The following is a 25,805-nucleotide window of genomic DNA, read 5'->3' as shown; positions in this document are numbered from 1 at the left end:
GACGGGGCAGACACGGCCGGCCGGGGCACAGTCGGGGGGAGATCATGCGCAGAGTGAGCAATCCGGTCCGGACGCTGGCCGGGCTCGCCGCCGCCGTGCTGATCGGCACGGTGGCGGCCGGGGTCGACGCGTCGCCGGCGCATGCGGGCAGCACCTACGTGGAGGCCGATCCGAGCACCGTGCAGGCCGGTGGCCGGGTGACCGTCCGGGCCAGCTGCGGCGACGACAACACCAGCCAGGCGACGGTCGAGTCGGACGCGTTCGGCCGGGTGATCGTGATGCCGGACCAGGACGTGCTGACCGGTCAGGTGACCGTGCCCAGCAGCAAGCGGCCTGGGCGCTACCCGGTCGACCTGCAGTGTCAGAACGGGAACACGGCGACGACCACCCTGACCGTGACCGGCACCGCCCACCCGACCCGGGGGCCGGACGCCGGTGGCGGCGGCACCGCGTCGGCCAGCACCGGTTCCGGCGGCTCGGCCTTGCTGGTCGGCGGCATCGCCGCGATCGGGCTGGGTGCCGGGATCGGGCTGCTCGCGATGCGCCGCCGACGCGCCGACTCCGGCGCGTGACCAGCGGGCAGGCAGGTGGTCCGTCCCACACCGGCCGGCGGCCGTCCGGGGGGCTGGCTGCTCCCGTTCCTGACCCAGGTCACGGCGGCCGGTACCACGGCGCACACGGTGGCACCCCGGGTGTCGACCTACGGTCAGCCGAGGCCGACAAGACCGGATGAGCCGGCGGATCAGACGACGGACGGGGCGGCGAACCGCCCGACGGCGTACCCGGCGAGCCCCGGCACCGTCCGAGGGGTGGCCCGTGCCCCGCTGCGCGGGGTGGCGGCGGTGCCGGGTGCCGCCGGACGCGGCGGCGGCAACGGATCCGCCGCCGGCCGTCGTCCACCGCACGGCCAACCCCGGCAACGGCGGGGCTGGCCCGGGTTCGGGTCGCTGCGTCCGGGTCGACGCCGGGTGCCCTCGGCTGCCGACCGGCGGGCCGCGCTGGGCGGCTACCGGGGACGACCGGACGTGCCGTCGCGGTGGAGCCCGGTCGCGCTGGTGCTGATCGTGGCAGGCGTCTTTGTCGCCGGGTTCGGCTTCGAACGGGTGACCGGCACCCCGCTCGGGCAGTGGCTGCCCGGAGCACACCGCGCGACGCCCGAGACGCACCCGCCGCTGGGCGCCAGCGACCCGGTCAGCCTCGCCATCCCGGCACTGAACCTGCAGGCCGCCGTGCACGATGTCGGGCTGGCTGAGGACGGCACGATCGCGGTGCCCGAGCTGAACCGGCACAACGAGGCCGGCTGGTACGTGGCGAGCCCGACGCCGGGCGAGAACGGCTCGGCGGTCATCGTCGGCCACGTCGACACCAGTACCGGGCCGTCGGTGTTCCACCGGGCCGCCACGCTGCACCCGGGCGCGCAGATCCAGGTCCGCCGGATGGACCGGTCAGTGGCGCTGTTCGAGGTCACCTCGGTCGAGCAGTTCGACAAGTCGTCGCTGCCGGCGGACCGGGTGTACGACGACTTCAGCCACCCGGGGCTGCGTCTGATCACCTGCGGTGGTCAGTGGGTCGGCGGCGCCACCGGGTACGCGGACAACGTCGTCGTCTTCGCGTCACTGGTCGGCACCCAGAACGGCTGACCTGCGCAGCCGCCCGTACCGGCCCGCAGCCGCCAACAGCGGCCTGAGCCGGCCCGCACCGGCTCAGGCGACGGCTTCGGACGACAGGTCGAGCCAGTCGGCCCAGCGCGGATCCGGCGCACGGTGCCCGAGCACCCGCCAGGCGGTGCCCTTCGGGGCGGCCGGCGGGGATGGCAGCCGCCACCCCAGCTCGGCCGGGGTCCGGTCGCCCTTGCTGTGGTTGCAGCGGGCGCAGGCGGCGACGACGTTCTCCCAGATGTGCCGGCCACCACGGCTGCGGGGAAAGACATGGTCGATGGTCTCCGCCGGACCCCGGCAGTACGCGCACCGCCAGCCGTCGCGGGCGAAGATGGCCCGGCGGGAAAGTCCGACGTGGGTCCGGTAGGGCACCCGTACGTAGCGGGTGAGCCGTACCACCGACGGCACCGGCAGGCAGTGCCGGGCGCTGTGCAGCATGCCCTCGCCGTCGGCGACGCAGACCGCCTTGGCGGACAGGACCAGGATCGCGGCCCGGCGTACGGATACGACACACAGCGGCTCATACGTCGCGTTGAGCACCAACGAACCGGAGCCCACCGTGGGTCGTATGTCAGGCATCCCGCTCACCCTCTCGGTTGTGTTCCCACCCGCTCCTAGTGCCGACTGCGACTCGACGCGGACCGAAGGTCGGACCGCGACCGGCGCTGGCGAATCGCCAGCGCCCGTGCGCCAATAGTCCCCGATTGATGACCCGAATGCACGTACTATTCGGGCCTGACCCCTCGGGCGTTCGGCCGATGGCCGGTCGCTGTGGTGTTCCACCTGGTCAGGCCGACAGTGCGGGTCGGCCGCCGACCGGGCAGGGCGGTACGGTACGAATTGACGGTGACCGCACGATCGCCCGCCCCCGCTGACCCCGAGCCTCCCGACCCGGCAACCGACCCGCCGTACCAGTGGGCTCAACCGGAGCCGCAGCCCTCGGTGAGCCCGGTGTGCCCCGACGACGACCCGGTCTGCAGTCAGGTGCTCGACTGGACCGGGCTGCCGTGGCTGGCGGAGGGGAGCTTCTGGCTGCTGGTCAAACCCCTGCGGATCGTGCTGATCATCGCGGTCGCGGTGGTACTGCGGTACCTGCTGCACCGGGCCATCCGCCGGCTGGTGACCAGTACCTCGACGGTCGCCGGGCCGACCATCCTGCGGCCGTTGCGGGAACGGACCCCGCCGGCCGGGCCGGTGGTGATGCCGGAACGGCGGCGGCAACGCGCCGAGGCGATCGGCTCGGTGCTGCGCAGCACGGTGAGCGCGACCGTGTTCGGGATCGCCGTACTGCTGGTGCTGGGTGAGCTGAGCTTCAACCTGGCCCCGCTGCTGGCCAGCGCCGGCATCGCCGGCATCGCGCTGGGTTTCGGGGCGCAGACGCTGGTGAAGGACCTGCTCGCCGGGCTGTTCATGCTGCTGGAGGATCAGTACGGCGTCGGCGACATTGTCGACCTTGGCGAGGCGACCGGCGTGGTCGAGGCGGTGGGTCTGCGGATCACCACGGTCCGGGACGCCCGGGGCGTGCTCTGGTACATCCGCAACGGGGAGATCATCCGGGTCGGCAACAAGAGCCAGGGCTGGGCCATGGTGGTGGTCGACATGCCGGTCGGCTTCGCCGACACCGAGCAGGCCGCTGCGGTGCTGCGTACCGCCGCCCTTGGGGTGGCCGCCGATGGGAATATGGCCGGCCACTTCGTGGAGCCGCCGGACGTGCTCGGCGTCGAGCAGGTCACGGTCGACGGCGCGGTGATCCGTACGGTCGCCAAGACCACCGCCGAGGGGCAGTTCGTGGTGGGCCGCGAGTTGCGCCGTCAACTGGCCGCGGCACTGCACACCTCCGGGATCTCGGCACAGATCGTGGCCGGGCGGATGTTCGTCGCCCGTGGGTCGGGAGGTGGGCAGGAGGAGCCCGGCCAGGGCGGAACGACTTGACCGGTCACCGGGACGACGCGTCCGAGTGCCGGGACGACGCGCCCGCCTCGGCCGACTAGCAGGGGCTATGCACCGTATGGCGAACTGGTTGTCATCCGAATGTTTAGTCGGAGTGACGACAAACTAGCCGTTCACACTAGCCAGATGTCACCCGATCGGGCATGATCCGGGACGAGTGTCATCGGAGTGTCACCACCACTTCGCTCAGCCGTACGTCCGGGACGTTCCCCGGTAGTACCCGCCACGAGCGGGTGCCGCCGAGAACGATGGAGGCGCCGTCCGTGTCCGACGAGGCACAAACCGCCGGGAGTCCGGCGACCTTCCGCGAGGTGTTCGCGGCGGATGAGTTCCGCTTTCTCTTCGTCTCGGTGGCGCTGTCCTGGATCGGCGACTACATCGCGAAGGCAGCGGTCACCGTCCTGGTCTACCGGGAGACGGAGTCGGTGGCCCTGTCGGCCGCCGCCTTCGCGGTCAGCTTCCTGCCCTGGTTGATCGGTGGTCCGCTGCTCACCACGGTCGCCGAGCGGCACCCGTACCACCGGGTGATGATGACCACCGATCTGATCCGGATGGCCCTGATCGCCGTGGTCGCCACCCCCGGCCTGCCGGTCTGGGCGATGATCAGCCTGCTGTTCTGCACCACACTGGCGAATCCGCCGAACCAGGCCGCCCGGTCCGCGCTGATGCCGACCGTGCTGACCGGTGACCGGCTGATCGTGGGGCTGTCGCTGATCGCCAGTACCGGCCAGCTCGCCCAGGTCGGCGGCTACGTCGCCGGCGCGGCGATCGCCTCCGTCAACCCACGGGCTGCGTTGCTGTTGAATGCCACCACCTTCGCCGTCTCGGCCCTGGTGATCCGGCTCGGGGTCCGGGCCCGTCCGGCGGCCACCGCCCCGGACCGCCGCCAGCATCTGCTCCGCGAAACCGCCGAGGGCTTCCAGTTGGTGTGGCGTACCGACGTGCTGCGGGCCATTGCGATCCTGGTCTGGACGGTCCCGCTGTTCGCCATCGTGCCGGAGGGGTTGGCCGCCGCCTGGGCGGCCGAGCCGGGGGTTTCCGACTCCGAGCGGGGTCTCGCCCAGGCGATGATCATGGCGGCGAGCCCGACCGGCTACATCGTCGGCGGCCTGCTGATCGGCCGGCTGGTCCGTCCGGGGCGTCGGCGCAGACTGATCCGACCGTTCGCGGTGATCGCTCCGCTGGCGCTGGTCCCCACCCTGCTCGACCCCTCGCCGCCGGTGGTGGCGATCCTCGCCGGGGTCTGCGGCTTCGCGGTGGCCGGCCTACTGCCGGTGACCAACGGGCTGTTCGTCCAGGCGTTACCGCATGGTTACCGGGCCCGCGCGTTCGGCGTGATCGCTACCGGCATCCAGGTCGGCCAGGGAGCTGCGGTGCTGGTCACCGGTCTGCTCGCCGACCGGTTCGACATCCCGACCGTGGTCGGGTTGTGGAGCCTCACCGGCGCGGTGGTGATCTCCCTGGCGCTGCTGCGGTGGCCGGCCGAGGAGCGCTTCGACGCGGCGATCGCCGCCGTCGCAGCCGCCCCCGGTGCCTCGACCGGCGGTAGACCCGGCACAGCGACCGCTGGCACGCCGGATACTTCCGCCACCGGCCCCGCCGCCAACCCGGCGGCCAGCAACGGCAGCCCCGTACCGCAGGCCCGTGACGCGCAGCAGTCCGACGAGGTCGGCAGCGCCTGAGCGACGCTGGTACACCGCACCGGGCACCGGGCACCGGCCGGTTGCGCACCGGCTGGCAGGATGGAGTGGTGACAGCGTCAGATCCTGCCAACGGCCCGGCCGGCGCGACGCCCGCAGCCGGCGGTCCCACCCCGACCTTCTTCGCCGCCATCGGCGGCGAGCCTGCCTTCCGCCGGCTCGTTGACGAGTTCTACGCCGGTGTCGCCACCGATCCGCTGCTCCGCCCGATGTACCCGGAGCAGGATCTGGGGCCGGCTGCGGAACGACTGACCCTGTTCCTGATGCAGTACTGGGGTGGCCCCGGCACGTACTCCGAGCAGCGTGGGCACCCCCGGCTGCGGATGCGGCACGCACCGTTCCGGATCGGTCCGGCGGAGCGGGACGCCTGGTTGACCCACATGCGGCGGGCGGTCGACCGGCTGGACCTGCATCCGGAGCTCGCCGGGATGCTCTGGGACTACCTGGAGCGGGCCGCCTACTTCATGGTCAACGAGATGGACCCGACCGAACCGCCCCGGCGCGACCTGGCCAGCGGCTGACCGGCCGTCAGAGCAGGGCACCCTCGTCGTGCAGCCAGTCGACGAAACTGGTCGCTACGGCCGCTCCACAGTCCAGCAGCTCGACCAGCAGCGCGTCGTTGGCTCCGGCTGCGAGTGGGACCTGCAGCTCGGCGTAGATGGGCAGCTGACTCCGGTCGGTAGGGTCGCCGACGTACGCCTTGCAGAACCGTCTGGTGTGGTTCCACTCGTTGACCACCCGGTAGGCACGGTCTGCCCAGTCGGGCGGCACGGTGGAGTGCGGTCGGGCGCGGACCACCAGGATCTCGTCCTCCGGCCCTTCGAGGGTGAACAGGACGGCGTGCCGCTCCCACATCGCCAGCAGGCTGCCATCACCGTCCGCGAGATACCGAATGTCCAACATGTCCAATGCGGTGCCGATCCGACGGAGGGTCACCGGCACCACCTGCGGCGAGAGCTCCTTGCCCGCTGCCGGCGACGGCATCGGGCAGGACGGCCCCGCAGGTCTGGTCGGCCCGAGTTCGGTCGACGACCGGGGCGCCTGCTCCGGCGTTCGTGGCGCGGGCGGTCCAAGTCGGACACCGCCGTCCACTCCGGTCCTGCTTCGGGTATCCGGCTCACCGCCATCTGCGTGACCGGAGCGCCACGACCACCATGGCATTATCCGCACCTCACTCCCCAGCGGATCCGGGTGCCTACGTTGCGTCGGATCCGAGGCCCGACGGTACCCGGATAGCCGTTCCTAGACACCCCCCCAACGAACCCCCCGAACCAGAGGGATGAGGTAGCATCATACTTTCGGCTGAGTGATCGTCGGCATGAGCGCAAGATTATTAGCTCTTTGTGTCCAGGCAACCCCGAACGGCGCATCAAGTGCTACCCAATTACCTACTGTCCTGACCCGTACCACCGATTGCGGTTGATCCACGGGGCGGCCCGACAGGTCGGTCCGGTCCTGACAGTCGACCGGCTCCGGCCGACCGACCGGCCCCTCGGTCGTGCCGAGAAAGCCCATCCGGGCCACCGCCTGCACCAGCCCTTGGCGGATCTCGATCCGCTCGCCGGTCGGACCGTCGTCGGTCACCACCACGGCCACGTGGTCGAGCAGGGCGTCCCGTACCGCCCGCTGGCCCACCGCCCGTCCACCGACGCCCTGCGTCTCGGCGGCTCGCAAGGTGCCGGCCGCCGCCACCGCGACCCGGCGCAGATCGGCCGCTGGCACCACCTCGACGGCCCGCGCCGGGCCGGGCGGCAACGGCCACCGCCACGCGCTGTCCCGGCGCGGCGGCAACCCGGTGGAGACCGCCGTCAGCCGGGCCAGCAACTCCGCAGCGGACACCGTGGCGTCCCCCGGGCCGGGCCCCGAGACGGTCCGCTGCACCAGGACCGCCCACGGCAGGCGGGCCCAGAGCTCGGTGCGGTCCCGGCCGGCCGACCGCAGCCGGACCGGCGCGTCGGGGTCCAGCCGGACCAGCCGGGCCAGGAACGCGCCGGCGTCGGTCAGCCCGGTCAGCCGGTGACCGGCCGACGCCGGGTCAGCCCGGGGTGCACGGCCGGCCATCATGCCTCGGCGGCATCGGCCGGTCGGACGTACGGCAGCAGGAAGGCCCGCTCCGCCTCGGTCAGCCGACGTGGCCGCCCCCGCTCCAGGTCGAACGGCACCAGCACCGAACGGGCCCGGCTGACCAGCAGATCGCCGTCGAACATCTCGTAGGCGACCGTGAACCGCGACGGACGGACCTGTTCGATCCAGAGCTCGATTCGGACGGTCGGTGCCTGGTCGGCAGTCGACCGGCCCATCCGGTAGTCGACCGGGCGCAGGTAGTCGACCTCGTGCCGGTGAATCAGCACCCCGTCGGCGAACGAACCGATGCCCCAGGCCCGCCCGCCGGAGAACATCAACGCGACCCGGGCCTCCTCGTACAGCGTCAGGAACCGGGCGTTGTTGACATGCCCGTACGCGTCGAGATCGGACCAGCGCAGCGCAGCGTGAAACGTGTAGCGCCGGCCACCGCCGGCGGCCGGAACCTCGCCGGTCGTCGACGAGGCCCCGGCCAGTGCCGCATCAGTCACGGGTCAGCTTGCGGTAGGTCACCCGGTGCGGTCGGGCCGCTTCCGCGCCGAGCCGGTCGATCTTGTTCTTCTCGTACGCCTCGAAGTTGCCCTCGAACCAGAACCACTTCGCGGGGTTGGTGTCGTCGCCCTCCCAGGCCAGGATGTGCGTGGCGACCCGGTCCAGGAACATCCGGTCGTGGGAGATGACCACGGCGCACCCCGGGAACTCCAGCAACGCGTTCTCCAGGCTGGACAGCGTCTCCACGTCGAGGTCGTTGGTCGGCTCGTCGAGCAGGATGACGTTCCCACCGATCTTCAGGGTGAGCGCCAGGTTGAGCCGGTTACGTTCACCACCGGACAGCACCTTGGTCGGCTTCTGCTGATCCGGTCCCTTGAAGCCGAACGCGGCCACGTACGCCCGGGACGGCATCTCCACCTTGCCGACCATCAGGTGGTCCAGCCCGTCGGAGACCACCTCCCAGACCGTCTTGCTGCTGTCCAGGCCGGAACGGTTCTGGTCGACGTACGACAGCTCCACGGTCTCGCCGACCCGGACCTGGCCGCTGTCCGGCTGCTCCAGCCCGACGATCGTCTTGAACAGCGTGGTCTTACCGACGCCGTTCGGGCCGATGATGCCGACGATTCCGTTGCGCGGCAGCGAGAAGCTCAGGTCGTCGATGAGGACCCGGTCGCCGAAGCCCTTCTTCAGGTTCACCGCCTCGATGACGGTGTTGCCCAGCCGCGGCCCCGGCGGGATCTGAATTTCCTCGAAGTCCAGCTTGCGGGTCTTCTCCGCTTCGCTGGCCATCTCCTCGTAGCGGTCCAGCCGGGCCCGGGACTTGGTCTGGCGTGCCTTCGCGTTGGACCGGACCCATTCCAGCTCCTCGCCGAGGCGCTTCTTCAGCTTGGCGTCGCGACGACCCTCGACCGCCAACCGGGCGGCCTTCTTCTCCAGGTACGTCGAGTAGTTGCCCTCGTACGGATAGGTCCGGCCACGGTCCAGCTCGAGGATCCAGTTGGCGACGTTGTCCAGGAAGTAGCGGTCGTGGGTGATCGCCATCACGGTGCCGGCGTACTTGGCCAAGTGCTGCTCCAGCCAGTGCACGCTCTCCGCGTCCAGGTGGTTGGTGGGCTCGTCGAGCAGCAGCAGGTCCGGCGCCTCCAGCAACAGTTTGCACAGCGCGACGCGGCGGCGTTCACCGCCGGAGAGCTGGGTCACCTCGGCGTCCGGCGGCGGACAGCGCAGCGCGTCCATCGCGAGTTCGAGCTTGGAGTCGATGTCCCAAGCGTCGGCGTGGTCCAGATCCTCCTGCAGCTGACCCATCTCGGTCATCAGCTCGTCGGAGTAGTCGGTCGCCATCTGCTCGGCGATCTTGTTGAACCGCTCCAGCTTCGCCTTGGTCTCGGCGACCGCCTCCTCGATGTTGCCGAGCACCGTCTTCGCGTCGTTGAGCGGCGGTTCCTGGGCGAGCATGCCGACGGTGTAGCCGGGCATCAGCCGGGCATCGCCGTTGCTCGGCCGGTCCATGCCCGCCATGATCTTCAGCAGGCTGGACTTGCCGGCGCCGTTCGGGCCGACCACACCGATCTTGGCACCCGGCAGGAAGTTGAGCGTCACGTTGTCCAGCACGACCTTGTCGCCGTGCGCCTTGCGCGCCTTTTCCAGGACGTAGATGAACTGGGCCACGGTGCGGCCTACCTCCAGAACTCTCGTGGGACCCGTCGGTACGGGCAGGTCACGACCCCGCGTACCGGCCGCCGGCACCGACCGGAGCGGCTACGGGTGGTACGCGGTACGCGGTCGTGCGCGGTACGACGGTCCGATCGGTGCGTACGCCGTTGTCAATCCTGACAGGTCCGACGCCCCAGCCGCACCTCACCCCACCGGACGACTGGGAGGTTCCCGCCGGTGGTACCTGCCGCATTGCGTCCGGCCGGGTTTCGAAGTCCTGATCAGCTGGGCACCAAGAGGGGGACGGGGGTCCGCCCGTCTGGCCCGCACAGTACGCTCATGGCGGTCCCGTAATCACCGGAGGTGTACGGAACGTGACGGTTCGGAGCTCGTTCGTAGTGGTCGCCAACCGCCTGCCGGTGGACGAGGTGACCACGCCGGAAGGCCGCCAGTGGCGGCGCAGCCCCGGTGGTCTGGTGACCGCCCTGCACCCGGTGCTCGCCGCGCACCAGGGCACCTGGGTCGGCTGGGCCGGTGGCGCAGGTGCGGCGCCGGAGCCCTTCGACCTCGAAGGCATCCGGCTGCACCCCGTCCCGCTGAGCGCGGAAGAGCTGGAACGGTACTACGAAGGTCAGTCCAACGCCACCATCTGGCCGCTGTATCACGACGCCGTCGAAACGCCGGCGTTCAAGCGCCGCTGGCGGGAGGCGTACCGGGTGGTCAACGCCCGGTTCGCCGAGGCGGCTGCGGAGGTCGCCGACGAGGGTGCCACGGTGTGGGTGCAGGACTACCAGCTGCAGTTGGTGCCGGCCATGCTCCGGGAGATCCGCCCGGACCTGCGGATCGGTTTCTTCCTGCACATCCCGTTTCCACCGATCGAGCTGTTCATGCAGATGCCGCAGCGCGCCGAGATCCTGCGTGGGCTGCTCGGCGCCGACCTGGTCGGCTTCCAGCAGCGGCTGGCCGCGCAGAATTTCGTCCGGCTGGCCCGCCACCTGCTCGGGCTGCGGTACGAGGGCCAGATGATCCAGGTCGACGGCCGTAAGGTCAAGGCCGGCGCCTTCCCGATCTCGATCGACGTTCCGGAGATGGAACGGATGACCCACGACCCGACGGTGGAGGCACGGGCCAAGCAGATCCGCGCCGAGCTGGGGGATCCGAAGACGGTGATCCTCGGAGTGGACCGGCTCGACTACACCAAGGGGATCGAACTCAGGCTGAAAGCGTTCCGGGAACTTCTTGCTGACGGAAAGCTGACAGTTCCGGACGCGGTTATGGTGCAGGTCGCCACCCCCAGCCGCGAGCGGGTCGAGCACTACCAGGCACTTCGGGTCAAGGTTGAGCGCGAAGTTGGCCGGATTAATGGTGAATTCGGCCGGGTGGGTGTGCCCGCCGTGCACTACCTGCACCAGTCGTACAGTCGCAGTGAACTCGCCGCGCTCTACCGCGCGGCCGATGTGATGATGGTGACACCACTGCGAGACGGAATGAACCTGGTGGCCAAGGAGTACGTCGCGGCCCGCGCCGACACCGGCGGCGCCCTCGTGCTCAGTGAGTTCGCCGGCGCCGCAACGGAGCTGCGTCAAGCGTTCCTGTGCAACCCGCACGACCCGGACGGCGTCAAGGACGCGTTGTTGCGGGCGGTGCATGTCGACAGTTCCGAGGCCCGGCGGCGGATGCGGATCATGCAGCGCCATCTGCGGACCCATGACGTCGGCCACTGGGCCCGCTCCTTCCTCACAGAACTCGGTGTGCCCGAGACGGAGGAATGAATGAGAACGTCCGTCCTTGACGGGGACGTACGCGCGGCCGCGGATCAGATCGATCCCGAGCTGCGCGCGGCGATCGGGCGGATCGCCCGGATGCCGATACTGCTGGTGGCCTGCGACTACGACGGCACCCTCGCACCGATCGTCGAGGACCCGACCCGAGCCGTACCGCTACCGGAGTCGGTCGCGGCGGTGCGGGCGCTGGCCGCGCTGCCGCAGACCACCGTCGCGGTGGTCTCCAGCCGAGCGCTGCGCGACCTCGCCGCGCTGTCCCGGCTGCCCAGCGAGGTCCATCTGGTCGGCAGCCACGGGTCCGAGTTCGACATCGGCTTCGTCGAACGGCTGGCCCCCGAGCAACTGCAGGTGCACTCCCAGCTCAAGCGGGAGCTACGGCAGCTGATCAAGGACCAGCCCGGGGTACGGCTGGAGGTCAAGCCGGCCAGCGTCGCGGTGCACACCCGGGGCGCCGATCCGGCGGTCACCGAAGCGGTCGTCGCGGCGGTCAACACCGGGCCCGCCGCATGGCCGGACGTCACCGTCACCCAGGGCAAGGAGGTCGTCGAACTGTCGGTGGTCGCCACCGACAAGGGCACCGCCCTGGACCAGATCCGCACCCAGACGTCGGCCAGCGGCGTGCTCTTCATCGGCGACTCGATCACCGACGAGAGCGCCTTCGCCAACCTGCACGGTCCGGACGTCGGCATCAAGATCGGCGACGGTGACACCCGGGCGCCGTTCCGGGTGGCCGAGCCGATCGACGCCGCACGGGTGCTCGGCGTCCTGCTGGAGACCCGGCGCAACTGGCTCTACGGCGAGCACGCGGTGCCGATCGAGCGCCACTCGATGCTGGCCAACGGCCGGACCATCGCGCTGCTCACCCCGGACGCCAAGGTGACCTGGCTCTGCCACCCCAAACCGGACTCGTCGGCGATCTTCGCCGATCTACTCGGCGGCGCACCGGCCGGGCACTTCACCGTCGCACCGGCCCGCGGCGGGTTCCCGCTGGGCCAGCGCTACCGGCCCGGCACGATGACCGTGGAGACCCGTTGGTCGGGGCTGACCGTCACCGACTGGCTGGACCACCCGCCAGCCGAGTCCTCAGCCGGCGACACGGTGCTGCCGGGCGCCGACTCCACCCTGGTCCGGGTGCTCACCGGCACCGGGCAGGCACAGCTGGAGTTCGCGCCACGCCCCGAGTTCGGTCAGGTGGCTGTGCAGTTGCAGCCGCTCGGCGACGGGCTGCTGGTGCTCGGTTCCAACGAGCCGGTCGCCCTCTACTCCCCCGGGGTGGAGTGGAAGGTCATCGACGACGGTGGCCGGGAAACCGCCCGCGCCCTGGTCGACCTGGCTGCTGTCGACGGCATGCTCACCATGGAACTGCGGTTCGGCTCGCACAGCCTGGAGCACCACACCGTCACCGTGCAGGACCGCCAGTCCACCGCAGAGCAGCCGTGGCGGGAGTGGGTCCGGCAACTGCGGCTGCCGAACACCGGCCGGGAGCTGGTCGCCCGCAGCGCGCTCACCCTGCGAGGGCTGTGCCACGAGGCGACCGGCTCGATCCTCGCCGCCGCGACCACCTCACTGCCCGAGGAGCTCGGCGGGGTACGCAACTGGGACTACCGGTACTGCTGGCTGCGGGACGCGGCGATGAGCGCCCGGGCGTTGGTCGACCTCGGCTCGCTGGCCGAGGCCGAGGCGTTCCTACGCTGGGTGGACGGCTGCGTCGAGCGCACCGGCGGCCACCCGGAGCGGTTGCACCCGCTCTACACGGTGGAGGGTTTGGAGCTGGGCGCGGAGGCGGTCATCGACACCCTCCCCGGCTACGCTGGTTCCCGCCCGGTGCGGGTCGGCAACCTGGCCAACCACCAGCTGCAGCTCGACGTGTTCGGGCCGATCGCCGACCTGCTCGCGGTGGTCGCCGATGCCCGTGGTTCCGTGCACGATGACGAGTGGCGGGTGCTGGAGGCGATGGTGCAGGCGGTCGAGCGCCGCTGGCACGAGCCGGACCACGGACTGTGGGAGGCCCGGCTCGCTCCCCGGCACCATGTCTTCTCCAAGGTCATGTGCTGGATGACGGTGGACCGGGCGCTTCGGATGGCGGGCCGGCACGGCGGCGGCGAACGGCCAGACTGGGTCGAGCTACGCGACCGGATCGGCCGCAACGTGCTGGAACACGGCTGGCATGCCAAGGCCGGCGCGTACACAGTCGCCTACGGCGACGAGGAGATGGATGCCTCCTCGCTGTGGATCGGGTTGTCCGGGCTGCTGCCCGACGACGACCCGCGGTTCCTCGCCACCGTGCTCAAGGTGGAGGCGGACCTGCGCAGCGGCCCGGTGGTCTACCGCTACCGGTGGGATGACGGGTTGCCCGGCCGGGAGGGCGGGTTCCACATCTGCACCGCCTGGCTGATCGAGGCGTACCTGCGCACCGGGCGGCGCGGTGACGCCGAGGAGCTGTTCGAGCAGATGATCGACACCGCCGGCCCGACCGGTCTGCTGCCCGAGCAGTACGATCCGCTCGCCGAACGCGGGCTGGGCAACCATCCTCAGGCGTACAGCCATCTGGGGCTGATCCGGTGCGCGCTGCTGCTGGACGACATGCTCAAGCTCTGAAACCGCAGCTGGTCCGGCGCGCCGCTCCCCCGGCACGCCGGACCGCTCAGTCCTCGGTCCGGTCGGCTCGGCCGGTCGGCCGGTCGGCTCGATCGGTCGGCACGTCCAGCGTGCCGACCACGTCGCCGACGACCACCACGGCCGGCGGCCGCAGTCCGGCTGCGGCGGCCTCGCCGGCCACCGCGCCCAGGGTCGACGTCAGCGCCCGCTGGGCACCGGTGGTCGCCTCCTGCACCACCGCCGCCGGGGTGTCCGCGCCACGGCCGTTGGCGAGCAGCGTCCCGGCGATCGCCGGCAGGTTCTTCAGCCCCATCAGCACCACCAGGGTGCCGCGCAGCCGGGCGAGCGCCGGCCAGTCCACGAGCGACAGCCGGTGCCCCGGCGGCAGGTGGCCGGAGACCACGGTGAACTCGTGGGCCACCCCCCGGTGGGTGACCGGGATACCGGCGGCGGCGGGTGCCGCGACCGAACTGCTCACGCCGGGCACCACCGACACCGGTACGCCCGCCTCGACGCAGGCCAGCAACTCCTCGCCGCCCCGGCCGAAGACGTACGGGTCACCGCCCTTGAGGCGGACCACTGTGGATCCGGACCGGGCCCGGTCCACCAGGATCCGGTTGATCTCCTCCTGGGCGGCAGCCGGGCCGTACGGGATCTTCGCGGCGTCGACCAGCTCGACCCGGGCGGGCAGCTCGTCCAACAGCAGCCCGGGCACCAGCCGGTCGGCGACCACCACGTCGGCTTCGGCGAGCGCGCGGCGGCCCTTCACGGTGATCAGTTCCGGGTCGCCGGGGCCGGCGCCGACCAGGACCACCCGGCCGGTCGGGCCGGGGCCGGCGGTGGCCGGTGCCTCCCCGGCGGGGTCAGCGACCGGGATGGTGCCGTCGGACAGCCGCTGGTCAATCGCGTCCCGGACCCGGACCGCCCGCTGCGGGTCCCCGCCGCCGAGCACCGCCACGGTCACCGGGCCGTGCCGGGTCACCGCCGGCGTCCAGGCGGTCGCCTCGGTCCGGTCGTCGGCCCGAACGCAGAACACCCGCCGGGGCTCGGCGGCAGCGCTGACTTCGGCCGCCGCCGCCGGGTCGTCGACGGCGACCTGGACCAGCCAGGCCCCGTCCAGGTCACCGGGCTGGAACCGCCGCTGCCGCCAGCTCAGCCGCCCGGCGGTGACGAGCCCGTGCAAAGCCGGGGTCAGCTCGGGTGACACGACGAGCACGTCGGCTCCGGCGTCCAGCAACGCCGGCACCCGCCGGGTGGCGACCGCGCCGCCGCCGACCACCAGCACCCGCCGGCCGTCCAGCCGCAGCCCCAGTGGGTAAAGATTCACTTCTCGGAAACTCCCGCCGCGTCAAAGGTGGCCACCTCGTGCAGGACCCGGACCGCACTGACCATCATCGGCCAGGCGAGCAGGGCGCCGGTGCCCTCTCCCAGGCGCAGCTCCAGGTCGACCAATGGGTGCAGGCCGAGCTGGCGCAGCCCAACGGTAGCCCCCGGCTCCACCGAACGGTGCCCGGCGACCATCGCGGCGGTGGCGTGCGGGGCCAGGGCCGCTGCGGCCAGCGCGGCGGCCACCGCGCTGACCCCGTCCAGGATCACCGGGATCCGCCGGGCGGCGGCACCGAGCAGGAAGCCGCAGAGCGCTGCGTGTTCCAGCCCGCCGAGCGCGGCCAGCACGCCTACCGGGTCGGCCGGGTCCGGCCGGTGCCGGCGCAGCGCGGCGTCCACCACGGACATTTTCCGCTGGTACGTCGGCTCGTCGACCCCGGTACCCCGGCCGGTGACATCAGCTGCCGCCGCACCGGTGAAGCCGGCGATCAGGGCCGCCGCCGCGGTGGTGTTGGCGATCCCCATGTCCCCGGTGAGCAGGCTGGCGGCGCCACCGTCATGCAGGTCGCCGGCGACCCGGATGCCCACCTCGACGGCGGTACAGGCCTCGTCGACGGTCATCGCCGGCCCGCTGGACAGGTCGGCGGTGCCGGGGCGTACCCGGGCCGACACCAGCCCGGCGGCGGGCTCCAGCGGCGCGGCCACGCCCACGTCGACCACGGTGACGCTGGCCCCCATCTGCCGGGCGAAGGCGTTCACCACCGCGCCGCCGGCCAGAAAGTTGGCCACCATCTGCGCGGTGACCTCCTGCGGCCAGGGGGTGACCCGTTGCCGGTGCACCCCGTGGTCGGCGGCGAAGACGGCCACCGCGCCGGGCTCGGGCAGCGGTGGCGGGCAGGCCGCGGCGAGGCCGGCGAGCCGCACCGACAGCTCCTCCAGCGCGCCGAGCGAGCCGGCCGGCTTGGTCAGCCGGGCGTGCAGTGCCCGGGCCTGAGTCATCGCGTCGCCGTCGGCGGGCTGGATCCGCGCCAGGGTCTGCTCGATCAGCGAGCCGGTCGGGCGATCGGGCACAAGTCCGCCAGGACCATCGGGCATCAGTCCTCCAGGGTGGTCGACAACACGGAGACGAAGGCGTCGGTGGTGGCAGTGTCCCGTACCGCGATCCGCAGCCAGTCGACACCCAGCCCGGGGAACGTGTCGCCGCGGCGTACCGCGTAGCCACGCTCGCGCAGCCGGTGCCGAACCCGCTGCGCGCCGGCGACGTGGATCAGGACGAACGCACTGGCCGGGGTGCCGGCCACGGTGACCCCGGGTAGTTCGGCGAGCCGCCGGACCAGGTGGGCGCGCTCGGCGGCAAGCGCGGCGGCGAACCGGCGTTCGGCGCCCACCGCACGGCGGCTGGCGCACACCTCGGCGGCGACCAGCGCCGGGGTGGCGACCGGCCACAGCGGCGCCGCGGTGGCGAGCCGGCGCAGCAGCGGCTCCGGGCCAAGTAGGTAGCCGATCCGCAACCCGGCCAGTCCCCAGGTCTTGGTCAGGCTGCGCACCACGACGAGTCCGGGCAGGTCGCGCCGGTCGGCCAGCGACTGCGGTTCGCCCGGTACGCCGGCGGCGCAGGTAGTGTCGGCGAACGCCTCGTCGACGACGACGACCCGGCCCGGTCGGGTGAGCGCGGCGACCGTCTCGGCGGGGTGCAGCACCGACGTCGGGTTGGTCGGGTTGCCGATGAGCACCAGGTCCGCGTCGGCCGGGACGAGGCCGGGGTCGAGGGTGAACCCGGTGTCGGCGGACAACAACACTCGGTCGACCCGGTGCCCGGCGTTACGCAGGGCGGCTTCCGGCTCGGTGAACTGCGGGTGCACCACTACTGGGCGGCGGGCGTCGCGCAGCGCCTGGGCGATCAGGACGAAGCCCTGGGCGGCGCCGGCGGTGAGCAGCACCTCGCAGGCGGGCCGGCGGTGCCGGTCGGCGACGGCCGTGACAGCGGCCCGCTGGTCGGGGTAGCGGGCGAGATCGCGCAGGCTGGCAGAGACCGGTTCGGTCAGCCAGCGCGGCGGTTCGCCGACGCGGACGTTGACCGCCAGGTCGATCAGGCCGGGGGTGGCCTCGACGTCGCCGTGGTGCCCGAGATCGTACTCCTGCATGGTGGCGATCATGCCGGGCGAGCGGGATGAAATCGACGAAGGGTGACGCTTGTGACACGATTCGTCTTATGGTTTTAATCCTTTTGGTCACTTTTTGTGGCTGTCCGGCTTAGCTTTGGGCCGTGAGGAAACGCACCCGCCACCCCGCTCGCAGTGGCCGCCTCGTCCAACTGCTCCGGGCCGGTCTGATCGCCGGTGTCGTGGTCGCCGCCGCCGCGTACCCGATGGCCGCCGTCGCCGGTCTCGGCGTCATCGCCAGCACCAGGGCGATCGACCAGATCCCCAGCGAGCTGCGCGACGCCCAGCCCGCTCAGACGTCATACGTCTACGCCGCCGACGGCAAGACCCTGGTGACGATGTTCTACGAGGAGCACCGCAAGTACGTACCGCTGACCGAGATGTCGCCGTTCATCCAGCAGGCCATCGTCGCCTCCGAGGACAACCGGTTCTACCAGCACTCCGGCGTCGACCCGAAGGGCGTCGCGCGGGCCTTCGTCGCCAACCAGCAAGCCGGCGGGGTGTCCCAGGGCGGCTCCACCCTGACCATGCAGTACGTCCGGCTCGCCCTGCAGCAGACCGCCCAGAACCCGCTGGAGCTGCAGGCGGCTACGGCACAGACCCCCGGCCGCAAGATCCGGGAGATCCGGATCGCCATGGAGCTCGAGAAGCAGATGTCCAAACCGGAGATCCTGGAGCGGTACCTCAACGCCGCCTACTTCGGTCACCGGGCGTACGGCATCTACGCCGCCGCGGAGATCTTCTTCTCCAAGCACCCGAAGGCGCTGACCGCCAGCGAGGCCGCGCTGATCGCCGGACTGGTCAAGGCACCGTCGGAGTACGATCCGGCGACATCGGACCAGGCCGCGGCCACCGAGCGGCGCAACTACGTCATCGACCGGATGGCCGACCTGGGCTACCTCTCCCCGGTCGCGGCCGAGCAGGCCAAGGCCGAACCGATCCGACTCAACCTGAGCACCCCGCCGAACGAGTGCGTGTCGGTGCCGCAGGAGCACAACGACTGGGGCTTCTTCTGCGACTACCTAAAGTCCTGGTGGATGAGCCAGAAGGCGTTCGGCGACAGCCCGTCCGAGCGGCTGGCCAACCTGCGTACCGGCGGGTACCGGATCGTCACCAGCCTCGACCCCGGCATCCAGAAGGTCGCCCAGGAACAGGTCACTTCCCGGGAGTCGATCGGCAGCCCGTTCGCGCACGGCCTGGTGGCGGTCGAACCCGGCACCGGACAGGTCAAGGCGATGGCGGTCAACCGGGTCTACTCGCTCGACCAGACCGGCAACGGCCAACACTCCAACCCCAACCTGCGGGAGAAGGTCAAAGGCAACTACCCGAACACGGTGACACCGCTGCTCGGCGGCGGCGACCTGCCCGGGTACCAGGCCGGCTCGACCTTCAAGATGTTCACCATGCTGGCCGCGCTGGACGCCGGAATGCCGTTGCGTTCCGGATTCAACGCGCCGCACCGGATCAACTCCATCTACGACGGCGGCCAGGGCAGCAGCAGTTGCGGCGGACGGTGGTGCCCGAGCAACGCCGACGGGTCGATGGCCGGCTTCCACTACATGTGGTCCGGGTTCGGCAAGTCCGTCAACACCTACTTCGTCTGGCTGCTGCAGCAGGTCGGCGCGGAGAAGGCGGTGCAGATGGCCGAGCGGCTCGGGCTGCGTTGGCGTACCGACGTCGACCGGCGCAACGCCTCACCGGAGTACGCCAGCAAGTGGGGCGCGTTCACCCTCGGTGTCTCCGACGTGACCCCGCTGGAGATGGCGAACGCGTACGCCACCATCGCCGCCGACGGCAGCCACTGCGAGGACTCGCCGGTGCTGGCGGTGGAGAACCCGGACGGCAGCCCGGTCACCTACCGGGCGTTGACCGGGGTCGACGTCGAGGTGGCCACCCCGCGCTGCCGGGCGGCCTTCTCGCCGGACGTGGCCCGAGCCGCCACCGACGCCGCCCGCTGCCCGGTCGGTGACCGCCCGGCCGCTGGCGGCTGTGGCGGCTGGGCCACCGCCGAAGGGGTCGCCAAGGCGGTCGGGCGGCCGGTTGCCGGCAAGACCGGTACCACCGACAGCACCCGGTCCGCCTGGTTCACCGGCTACACCCCGGAACTCGCCGTGGCCAGCTTCATCGCCGACCCGGACAACCCGTTCAACGCGGTCGGCGACTGGCAGTCGCAGAAGCCGGTGGACTCGGCCGCCGGAACGTTGAAGAACGCCCTCAAGGGCAAACCGCCACGCCAGTTCACCCCGCCGTCAGCCGAGATCGTCGGCTGAGGCCACCAGCACCGGCTCGGTGTCCTCGTCGTCGCCGACCGACGGCGGCCGCGGCCCGGCCGGGTGCGGTGCGGCCGGCCCCGGCGGCACCGGCGGGCCGGGCTCACCGGGCGGCGGGCCGACCCGGCCGTCGCCCGCCCCCGGCCGGCCGTCGGCGGCGGCGACCACCAGTCGCCGGGCGATCTCCGGCGCCCCCGCCCAGTGCAGCGTCAACTGGGAGGCGTGCACCCGACGCCAGACGAAGCCCTCCGGCACCCCGTTGCCCCACGTCCACGCGGGGGTGTGGCCGGCACGCGGGGAAACCACCGCCTGGTGCTGCTTGTAGCCGATCAGGCGACCGCCGAGCGGCGCGACCGGGGTGGCCGCCCGCGACGTCGCCTCCCGGTAGCCGACGATCATCCGGTCGGTGGTCGACGCCACCGCGTCGAACACCTCACCCATCGGCCGCCCGTCACACTCCCGGACCAGCCAGAGCAGCCCGGTCCCCTCGGCCAGCACCGGCCGACCGGACCGGGCCAGGTCGGCCACCGCGAGGGTCAACGCCCGGTTCGCCGACAACTCCGGCAGGTAGGTCTCCGGCAGCCCGCCGGGCAGTACCAGCGCCGCCGTCGCCTCCGGCAACGACTCGTCCCGCAGCGGATCGACCGGCACCACCGCGGCACCGGCGGCGGTGAGCAGTTCGACCGTCTCCGCGTAGCCGTAGATCAGCTCAGCGGTGCCGGCGACCGCGATCACCGGACGCCGGGCCGGCGGCGGCGCCGGCGGCACCCCGGCCGCCTCGGCCTCGGCGGCCAACGCGTCGCCGGCGGTCCACTCCGGCACCGGCAGCTGCGGCGCCGACCGGGCCATCGCCAGCACCAGGTCCAGGTCGACGGCCGCGTCCACCGCCTCACCGAGCCGGCGGATCAGCCGTACCGTGTCGATGCTGTGGTGCGCGACCGGCACCACCCCGGCCGGGCGCGGGATCCCCGCCGGCAGTTCGCCCCGGTGCAGCGCGCCGAGCACCGGCACGCCGATCTCGTCCAACGCGGTACGGAGCACCTGTTCGTGCCGCGCCGAGCTGACCCGGTTGAAGATCACCCCGCCGAGCCAGAGCAGTTCGTCGTACGCCCGGAAACCGTGGACCAGCGCACCCACCGACTGGCCCATCGTCGCCGCGTCCACCACCAGCAGCACCGGGGCGCGCACGGCGGTGGCGACGGTCGCCGTGGACGGGCTGTCCGGCCGGCTGCCGAGACCGTCGAACAGCCCCATCGCCCCGGCGACCACGGCGATGTCGGCTCCGGCCGCACCGTGCACCAGCAGCGGACCGATCCGCCCGGAGCCCACCAGCATCGGGTCCAGGTTGCGGCCCGGACGCCCGGCGGCGGCACCCAGGTACGCGGCGTCGGTGTGGTCCGGCCCGACCTTCAGCCCGGCGGTGCTCAGCCCTCGGTGCCGCAGCGCGGCCAGCAGGCCGATCGCCACCGACGACTTGCCGTGGCCGGACGCGGGGGCGCTCACCACCAGGCGGGGCAGGGACGGCATCTGCGACTCCTCTGTACGTACGGGTGACGGGCGGTCCCGGGTGACGGACGCCCGGTGGGGTCGGCCGGACCGCCACCGGCGGCATCGGTGGAACAGCCGCAAGACGATACCCGGTAGTCTCCGCCATGTGTACCGGTTCCTGCTGACGCCCCGGTGGCTGGGCTACCTCGTGGTGGCCCTGGCCGCCGCGGCGGTGATGGTTCAGCTGGGAAACTGGCAGCTCGACCGCTACCACCAGCGCAGCGCGGTCAACGACCGGATCGACGCCGCCGGGCAGCAGACCCCGGCCGAGCTGACCCGAGCCGCCGGCCACCCGGGCCCGGCACCCGGCCAGGCCGGCGACGCTCCGCCGGAGTCGGCGACCTGGACCAGGGTGACCGCCGTCGGACGCTACGACAGCGACAACGACGTGCTGGTCCGCAGCCGTACGGTGAACAGCCGGGTCGGCTACGAGGTGCTCACCCCGCTGGTGCTGGCGGACGGTTCCGCGGTGCTGGTCGACCGGGGCTGGATCCCGCCGGACGACAGCGGGCTCGCCGTCGCGCCGCCGGTGCCGCCGGCGCCGACCGGCGAGGTGAGGGTGACCGGGCTGCTGCGCCAGCCGGAGCCGATGTCCGGCTCGGTGACCCGCCAGGACGGCACGCTGCAGACCCGGCGGATCGCCACCCCGGTGCTCGCCGCCGAGTTGCCCTATCCAATCTACGGCGGCTACGTGCTGCTGCAGGAGCAGGATCCGCCGGCCGACCCGGTCTTCGTCGCCGTACCGATCCGGCACGAGAACAGCTGGCAGAACGGCGGCTATGTGGCCCAGTGGTGGATCTTCGCGGCGATGACCCTGGTCGGTTTCGGCTGGCTGGCCCGGCGCGAGGCACACCACCGGCGGCGGCCGGCCGGTGACGGTGACCGGGCCGACGCCATCGGAGGCGATGCCGACCCGGTCGACCGGCGTCCGACTACCGTGCGGTGAGCCCGACCGACCCGTCGCCCGGCGGCCTGGCCCGCCGGCTGGGCACCGGCGACGCGGTGGTCGTCGGTCTCGGCGCGATGATCGGCGCCGGGGTGTTCGCCGCGTTCGCCCCGGCGGCGGCGGCCGCCGGCGGCTGGCTGCTCGCCGCGCTCGGCGTCGCCGCCGTGGTGGCCTACTGCAACGCGATGTCGTCAGCGCGGCTGGCCGCCCGTTACCCGGAGTCCGGCGGCACCTACGTGTACGGCCGACGCCGGCTCGGCGATTTCTGGGGCCACCTCGCCGGCTGGGGGTTCGTGGTCGGCAAGACCGCCTCGTGCGCGGCGATGGCGCTCACCGTCGGCAGCTACCTGGCCCCGGGGTACGCCCGGCCGGTCGCCGTCGCGGCGGTGGTCGCGCTCACCGCGCTGAACCTGTTCGGCGTGCACCGGTCGGCCCTGGCCACCCGGATCATCGTCGGTGTCGTGCTGGTGGTGCTGGCGGCGGTGGTCGTGGCCGGGCTGATCGGCGGCACCGGGCCGGTCGTCGGCGGGGCAGGCGGCGTACCCGTCGACGGCTGGGGGGTGCTGCAGGGCGCCGGGCTGCTCTTCTTCGCCTTCGCCGGCTACGCCCGGATCGCCACCCTCGGCGAGGAGGTCCGCGACCCGCGGCGCACCATCCCGCGGGCGATCCCGATCGCACTGGGCATCACCCTGGCGGTCTACGCGCTGGCTGCGGTCGCGGCGCTGCGGGCCCTGGGCCCGGCCGGGCTGGCCGACGCGCCGGCACCGCTGGCCGCCGCCGTGTCGCAGGCCGGTGCCGGCTGGTTGACCCCGGTGGTACGCGTCGGCGCGGCCACGGCGGCGCTCGGGGCGCTGCTGGCATTGATCCTCGGGGTGTCCCGGACCGTGTTCGCGATGTCCCGGGGCCGGCATCTGCCGGCCGGGCTGGACGCCGTACATCCGCGCCGTCAGGTGCCGCACCGGGCGGAGATCGCGGTCGGGGTCGCGGTGGTCGCCCTGGTCTGCGTCGCCGACCTGCGCGAGGCGATCGGCTTCTCGTCGTTCGGGGTACTAATCTACTACGCGGTGGCCAACGCCGCCGCGTTGACCCTGCGCCGCGACGAGGGCGCGCTGCCGAAGGCCGTACCGGTCGTCGGGATCGCCGGCTGCCTGCTGCTGGCCGCCACCCTGCCCGGCACGGCAGTGCTCACCGGGCTGATGGTGTTCGCTGTCGGCGTCGGCGTCTGGTGGGCCGGCTGCGGCGTCCGCGCCCGAGGCTGACCGACAACCTGCGCGTGGACGTCGCGGGTTAGGCTACCTGGCTTACCCGGATCAGGCTCTATCCAGTCGAGAGATTGAGGCCATGGTCATGGTTTCGGGACGACCGTGACGCTTGGTTCCGGACGGTCCACCGAGAGCAAGAAAGCGCTCATCAGTAGCGAAAATGCCACGGTGAGCAGAGAGATGCCGAGCAGAACCTGATACGCGGTTCGGTGCCGCCGATCGGTACGCAGTCCCCAGATTGAAGCAACCGCACCGGCAGCCCCTACTGCACCGGCCAGCAGGAAGTTCACGATCAACGTCGCCAGGCCAAGGACGGACAGGACCGCCACAAGACCAATTTTGGAGTTCGTTTGCTCCGGGCTGAGTGACTCTTGCTGGGTTGACATGGCATTCCTCCTGCGCTGTTGACAGATCGTACAAGATCCCCCTCACGTCCACACGTCGGCGAGGGGCCGGCGCGAGAACCCATCGCAATTGCGGTGGCCCTCACACCGGCATAGCTCGATCAGAAGATTGAGCAGGTGAAATTGCCCGAGCTACCACCATTCGCCATACCGTTCAGGCGAACGCACTCGTCGACCGTCTGCACGTCCCAGCCGCCGCAAACATTCAGGTGGTGCGCGCTGGGATTCCGCGTGGTGGCATAGCGTGATGGCCGGTTGGTTGGTGGCCGCCGGCTGATGTTGACCTGGGTGGGGTGGGGGTCAGGTGGGTGCGGGTAGGTTCGGCATCCAGGGTCGTCCGAGGATGGCGTCGCGCAGGACGGCCATTTTGTCGAGGCCGTTCTTCGCCGCGCTGGAGACGTAGCCGAGGATCTTGTACCGATCCTTGGTGCGTTGCTCGCTGGTGAGCCGCCCGGAGATCTTCTGCTGGATCTTCGCCGGTCGCAGGTCCCGTTCGGCCTGGTTCGACGTCGGCGGCACCAACAGGTCGTCAACGAAGCGCAGCACGTCGGCACGTCGGTCCCGGAAGACTTCCAACAGCAGGCGGGCTTTACGCTCACCCGGCCGGTTGCCGATGGTGCTGGTGTCGGACAGTCCGACCAGCACGCCGTGGTGCAGCCGGTACAGCAACTCGGCCTTCACTGTGGGGTCGATGCCCGGCCGGTTCTGCTCACGGGCCGTGTTCGTCTCGTGGATCAGCGCGCGCAGCGCGTCGGAGATCTGCTTCGGCCAGACCGCGTCGGGGTACACCTCGGCCGCACCGTCAAGATCACGTAACAGGTGAGCGCAACACAGTTGGTGGACCAGCGTGCCCAACTCGGCCGAGTCGTAGTTCCGGTACCGGTCGTGCACGACCACCGAGCCGGTCAGGTCCTTGACCACGAACGCCGTGAACGTGGCCAGGTCCCGGTCACCGACCTGGTAGTGAGTCCACAACTCGGTACACGCCACGAGCAGGTACTTCTCGGCCTTCTTCCGGCCCGGCCTCGGTTTCTTTGGCCCGACCCGCAGCGGCGTCTCGTCACAGCACACCGCGTACGCCAGGGTGATCAACATGCGGATCCGTTTGTCGACCTCGCTGGTCAGCGCCGCGACCCGGGTCAGCACGCCGTGCACGAACCCCGGCGACGGTGTCGCACCGGTCAGCGACCGAAGCATCTGTACACACCGCTGCACCGGGATGAAATGCACGACCATCAGATAGACCGCCCACGCCTGCAGGTTCGGGCCGTACCCCACCGGACCGGCCCCCGCGCCTTCCGGCCGGGCCGCGGTGTGCAGCTTCCCGCACCCACACCGCACCGCATGCTGGTCGTACTGGGTCAGCGTCGCGGTCATCAACGGAACCTCGACCTGCTGATACCGGTCCACCACACCCAGATCCCGCGCGTCCACCAACTCCGCGCCGCACCCGCAACTACCCTCGGGGAACCGGTCCCGCCGCTGATCAGGAGCATCCGACCAGGCCAGGTTCGACCCCGGCGCACCCCGCTGCCTACCCCGCGTACCCGCCGGGGTGTCCCGCTTCTTCCTCGCCGCAGGTGGCGTACGCCCCGGATCATCATCCTTCGACGGCGGAGACGACGAGTTCGACGAGTTCCGCGACAACAGATGCTCGACCCGCGCCAGCCGCACCGCGAGCGCCTCGTACGCCGCCGTCAACTCCGCGATCTGCGCGTCCTGCTCAGCAATCCGAGCGTCCTGCGTCCGTGCCAGCGAGATCAACTCTTCACGAGACAGATCCTCCGACACCGACACGCCAAGATCAAACCACAACGGACAGAACGGCGTCGAGCCGGTCGAACCCCGTCACTCAACCCGCGCTGACCGTCACTCTTCGCGCACCACCTGAATGTTTACCAGCCGCCGACTCCCAAAATAAACCGTTGCATAGCCCAAATTCGAGCAGTGTTGCCAACGATGCCGCTACC

General features: G+C 71.5%; 20 protein-coding genes and 1 pseudogene. 10 read left to right on the top strand and 11 right to left on the bottom strand.

The window, feature by feature from the left end:
- Positions 1-44 precede the first annotated feature (44 nt).
- Together O7543_RS27735 and O7543_RS27730 are read left to right on the top strand one after the other, a co-directional pair.
- Positions 45-572 (top strand): hypothetical protein, encoded by a 528-nt coding sequence (locus O7543_RS27735; RefSeq protein ID WP_281551165.1) that lies wholly within the window; start codon positions 45-47, stop codon positions 570-572.
- 237 nt (positions 573-809) lie between these two features.
- Positions 810-1,640: a class F sortase gene (locus O7543_RS27730; protein ID WP_281551166.1), complete on the top strand. Its 831-nt coding sequence runs from the start codon at positions 810-812 to the stop codon at positions 1,638-1,640.
- A gap of 63 nt (positions 1,641-1,703) precedes the next feature.
- Here O7543_RS27730 and O7543_RS27725 read toward each other — a convergent pair whose 3' ends face one another.
- Positions 1,704-2,237, bottom strand: a complete 534-nt coding sequence (locus O7543_RS27725; protein ID WP_281551167.1) for an HNH endonuclease — start codon at positions 2,235-2,237, stop codon at positions 1,704-1,706.
- Between the two features lie 372 nt (positions 2,238-2,609).
- Here O7543_RS27725 and O7543_RS27720 point away from each other — a divergent pair, with 372 nt between their 5' ends.
- The 3 genes from O7543_RS27720 to O7543_RS27710 all read left to right on the top strand — a co-directional run bounded on the left by O7543_RS27720 (position 2,610) and on the right by O7543_RS27710 (position 5,829).
- Positions 2,610-3,590 (top strand): mechanosensitive ion channel domain-containing protein, encoded by a 981-nt coding sequence (locus tag O7543_RS27720; RefSeq protein WP_281555671.1) that lies wholly within the window; start codon positions 2,610-2,612, stop codon positions 3,588-3,590.
- Positions 3,591-3,856: 266 nt separating this feature from the next.
- Positions 3,857-5,290 carry an MFS transporter gene (locus O7543_RS27715; protein WP_281551168.1) on the top strand — a complete coding sequence of 478 codons (1,434 nt, stop codon included), beginning with the start codon at positions 3,857-3,859 and terminating at the stop codon, positions 5,288-5,290.
- Between the two features lie 68 nt (positions 5,291-5,358).
- A complete protein-coding gene (locus O7543_RS27710; RefSeq protein WP_281551169.1) occupies positions 5,359-5,829 on the top strand; it encodes a globin in 471 nt (156 codons plus the stop codon).
- 7 nt (positions 5,830-5,836) lie between these two features.
- Here O7543_RS27710 and O7543_RS27705 read toward each other — a convergent pair whose 3' ends face one another.
- The 4 genes from O7543_RS27705 to ettA all read right to left on the bottom strand — a co-directional run bounded on the left by O7543_RS27705 (position 5,837) and on the right by ettA (position 9,550).
- Positions 5,837-6,469, bottom strand: a complete 633-nt coding sequence (locus O7543_RS27705) for a YbjN domain-containing protein (protein WP_281551170.1) — start codon at positions 6,467-6,469, stop codon at positions 5,837-5,839.
- 129 nt (positions 6,470-6,598) lie between these two features.
- Positions 6,599-7,372 carry a hypothetical protein gene (locus O7543_RS27700; RefSeq protein WP_281551171.1) on the bottom strand — a complete coding sequence of 258 codons (774 nt, stop codon included), beginning with the start codon at positions 7,370-7,372 and terminating at the stop codon, positions 6,599-6,601.
- Positions 7,369-7,791 (bottom strand): thioesterase family protein, encoded by a 423-nt coding sequence (locus O7543_RS27695; protein ID WP_281555672.1) that lies wholly within the window; start codon positions 7,789-7,791, stop codon positions 7,369-7,371. Before O7543_RS27695 ends, O7543_RS27700 begins: the two co-directional genes overlap by 4 nt.
- A gap of 82 nt (positions 7,792-7,873) precedes the next feature.
- Entirely contained in the window at positions 7,874-9,550 is a 1,677-nt protein-coding gene (gene ettA / locus O7543_RS27690; RefSeq protein WP_281551172.1) for an energy-dependent translational throttle protein EttA, read from the bottom strand.
- A 359-nt stretch (positions 9,551-9,909) separates the two neighbouring features.
- On the opposite strand from ettA, the gene O7543_RS27685 reads away from it, so the two are divergent.
- Together O7543_RS27685 and otsB are read left to right on the top strand one after the other, a co-directional pair.
- Positions 9,910-11,307 (top strand): trehalose-6-phosphate synthase, encoded by a 1,398-nt coding sequence (locus O7543_RS27685; protein ID WP_281551173.1) that lies wholly within the window; start codon positions 9,910-9,912, stop codon positions 11,305-11,307.
- Positions 11,308-13,917: a trehalose-phosphatase gene (otsB, locus tag O7543_RS27680; RefSeq protein ID WP_281551174.1), complete on the top strand. Its 2,610-nt coding sequence runs from the start codon at positions 11,308-11,310 to the stop codon at positions 13,915-13,917.
- A 46-nt stretch (positions 13,918-13,963) separates the two neighbouring features.
- On the opposite strand, the gene cobA is transcribed toward otsB, so the two are convergent.
- The 3 genes and pseudogenes from cobA to cobC form a co-directional block, all read right to left on the bottom strand.
- A complete protein-coding gene (gene cobA / locus O7543_RS27675) occupies positions 13,964-15,244 on the bottom strand; it encodes a uroporphyrinogen-III C-methyltransferase (RefSeq protein ID WP_281551175.1) in 1,281 nt (426 codons plus the stop codon).
- Positions 15,241-16,290, bottom strand: a complete 1,050-nt coding sequence (cobT, locus tag O7543_RS27670; RefSeq protein WP_281555673.1) for a nicotinate-nucleotide--dimethylbenzimidazole phosphoribosyltransferase — start codon at positions 16,288-16,290, stop codon at positions 15,241-15,243. The genes cobA and cobT overlap by 4 nt, the downstream gene beginning before the upstream one ends.
- 47 nt (positions 16,291-16,337) lie before the next feature.
- Positions 16,338-17,426, bottom strand: a pseudogene (gene cobC / locus O7543_RS27665) (Rv2231c family pyridoxal phosphate-dependent protein CobC); the annotation flags it as partial.
- Between the two features lie 185 nt (positions 17,427-17,611).
- On the opposite strand from cobC, the gene O7543_RS27660 reads away from it, so the two are divergent.
- Positions 17,612-19,675 (top strand): transglycosylase domain-containing protein, encoded by a 2,064-nt coding sequence (locus tag O7543_RS27660; RefSeq protein WP_281555674.1) that lies wholly within the window; start codon positions 17,612-17,614, stop codon positions 19,673-19,675.
- Here O7543_RS27660 and O7543_RS27655 read toward each other — a convergent pair.
- Positions 19,655-21,202: a cobyrinate a,c-diamide synthase gene (locus O7543_RS27655; protein ID WP_281551176.1), complete on the bottom strand. Its 1,548-nt coding sequence runs from the start codon at positions 21,200-21,202 to the stop codon at positions 19,655-19,657. The genes O7543_RS27660 and O7543_RS27655 overlap by 21 nt on opposite strands.
- Before the next feature lie 127 nt (positions 21,203-21,329).
- Here O7543_RS27655 and O7543_RS27650 point away from each other — a divergent pair, with 127 nt between their 5' ends.
- Positions 21,330-22,169, top strand: coding sequence for an SURF1 family protein (locus O7543_RS27650; RefSeq protein ID WP_281551177.1), 840 nt, complete (start codon positions 21,330-21,332; stop codon positions 22,167-22,169).
- Positions 22,166-23,428: an APC family permease gene (locus O7543_RS27645; protein WP_281551178.1), complete on the top strand. Its 1,263-nt coding sequence runs from the start codon at positions 22,166-22,168 to the stop codon at positions 23,426-23,428. The genes O7543_RS27650 and O7543_RS27645 overlap by 4 nt, the downstream gene beginning before the upstream one ends.
- A gap of 86 nt (positions 23,429-23,514) precedes the next feature.
- Here O7543_RS27645 and O7543_RS27640 read toward each other — a convergent pair whose 3' ends face one another.
- Together O7543_RS27640 and O7543_RS27635 are read right to left on the bottom strand one after the other, a co-directional pair.
- Positions 23,515-23,817, bottom strand: a complete 303-nt coding sequence (locus O7543_RS27640; RefSeq protein ID WP_281551179.1) for a hypothetical protein — start codon at positions 23,815-23,817, stop codon at positions 23,515-23,517.
- A 318-nt stretch (positions 23,818-24,135) separates the two neighbouring features.
- Positions 24,136-25,632: an IS66 family transposase gene (locus O7543_RS27635; protein ID WP_281550504.1), complete on the bottom strand. Its 1,497-nt coding sequence runs from the start codon at positions 25,630-25,632 to the stop codon at positions 24,136-24,138.
- Positions 25,633-25,805: the final 173 nt, after the last annotated feature.

The sequence above is a fragment of the Solwaraspora sp. WMMA2080 genome, from assembly GCF_027497395.1.
Taxonomy (GTDB): domain Bacteria; phylum Actinomycetota; class Actinomycetes; order Mycobacteriales; family Micromonosporaceae; genus Micromonospora_E.
The sequence above is the reverse complement of the archived record's forward strand: the minus strand, read 5'-3'. Positions and strand labels throughout refer to the sequence as shown.

Coding starts and splice junctions, on each gene's coding strand:
- O7543_RS27735 (WP_281551165.1), top strand. CDS start 45: ATGCGCAGAGTGAGCAATCCGGTCCGGACGCTGGCCGGGCTCGCCGCC.
- O7543_RS27725 (WP_281551167.1), bottom strand. CDS start 2,237: ATGCCTGACATACGACCCACGGTGGGCTCCGGTTCGTTGGTGCTCAAC.
- O7543_RS27715 (WP_281551168.1), top strand. CDS start 3,857: ATGGAGGCGCCGTCCGTGTCCGACGAGGCACAAACCGCCGGGAGTCCG.
- O7543_RS27705 (WP_281551170.1), bottom strand. CDS start 6,469: ATGCCATGGTGGTCGTGGCGCTCCGGTCACGCAGATGGCGGTGAGCCG.
- O7543_RS27700 (WP_281551171.1), bottom strand. CDS start 7,372: ATGATGGCCGGCCGTGCACCCCGGGCTGACCCGGCGTCGGCCGGTCAC.
- otsB (WP_281551174.1), top strand. CDS start 11,308: ATGAGAACGTCCGTCCTTGACGGGGACGTACGCGCGGCCGCGGATCAG.
- O7543_RS27660 (WP_281555674.1), top strand. CDS start 17,612: ATGGCCGCCGTCGCCGGTCTCGGCGTCATCGCCAGCACCAGGGCGATC.
- O7543_RS27655 (WP_281551176.1), bottom strand. CDS start 21,202: ATGCCGTCCCTGCCCCGCCTGGTGGTGAGCGCCCCCGCGTCCGGCCAC.
- O7543_RS27640 (WP_281551179.1), bottom strand. CDS start 23,817: ATGTCAACCCAGCAAGAGTCACTCAGCCCGGAGCAAACGAACTCCAAA.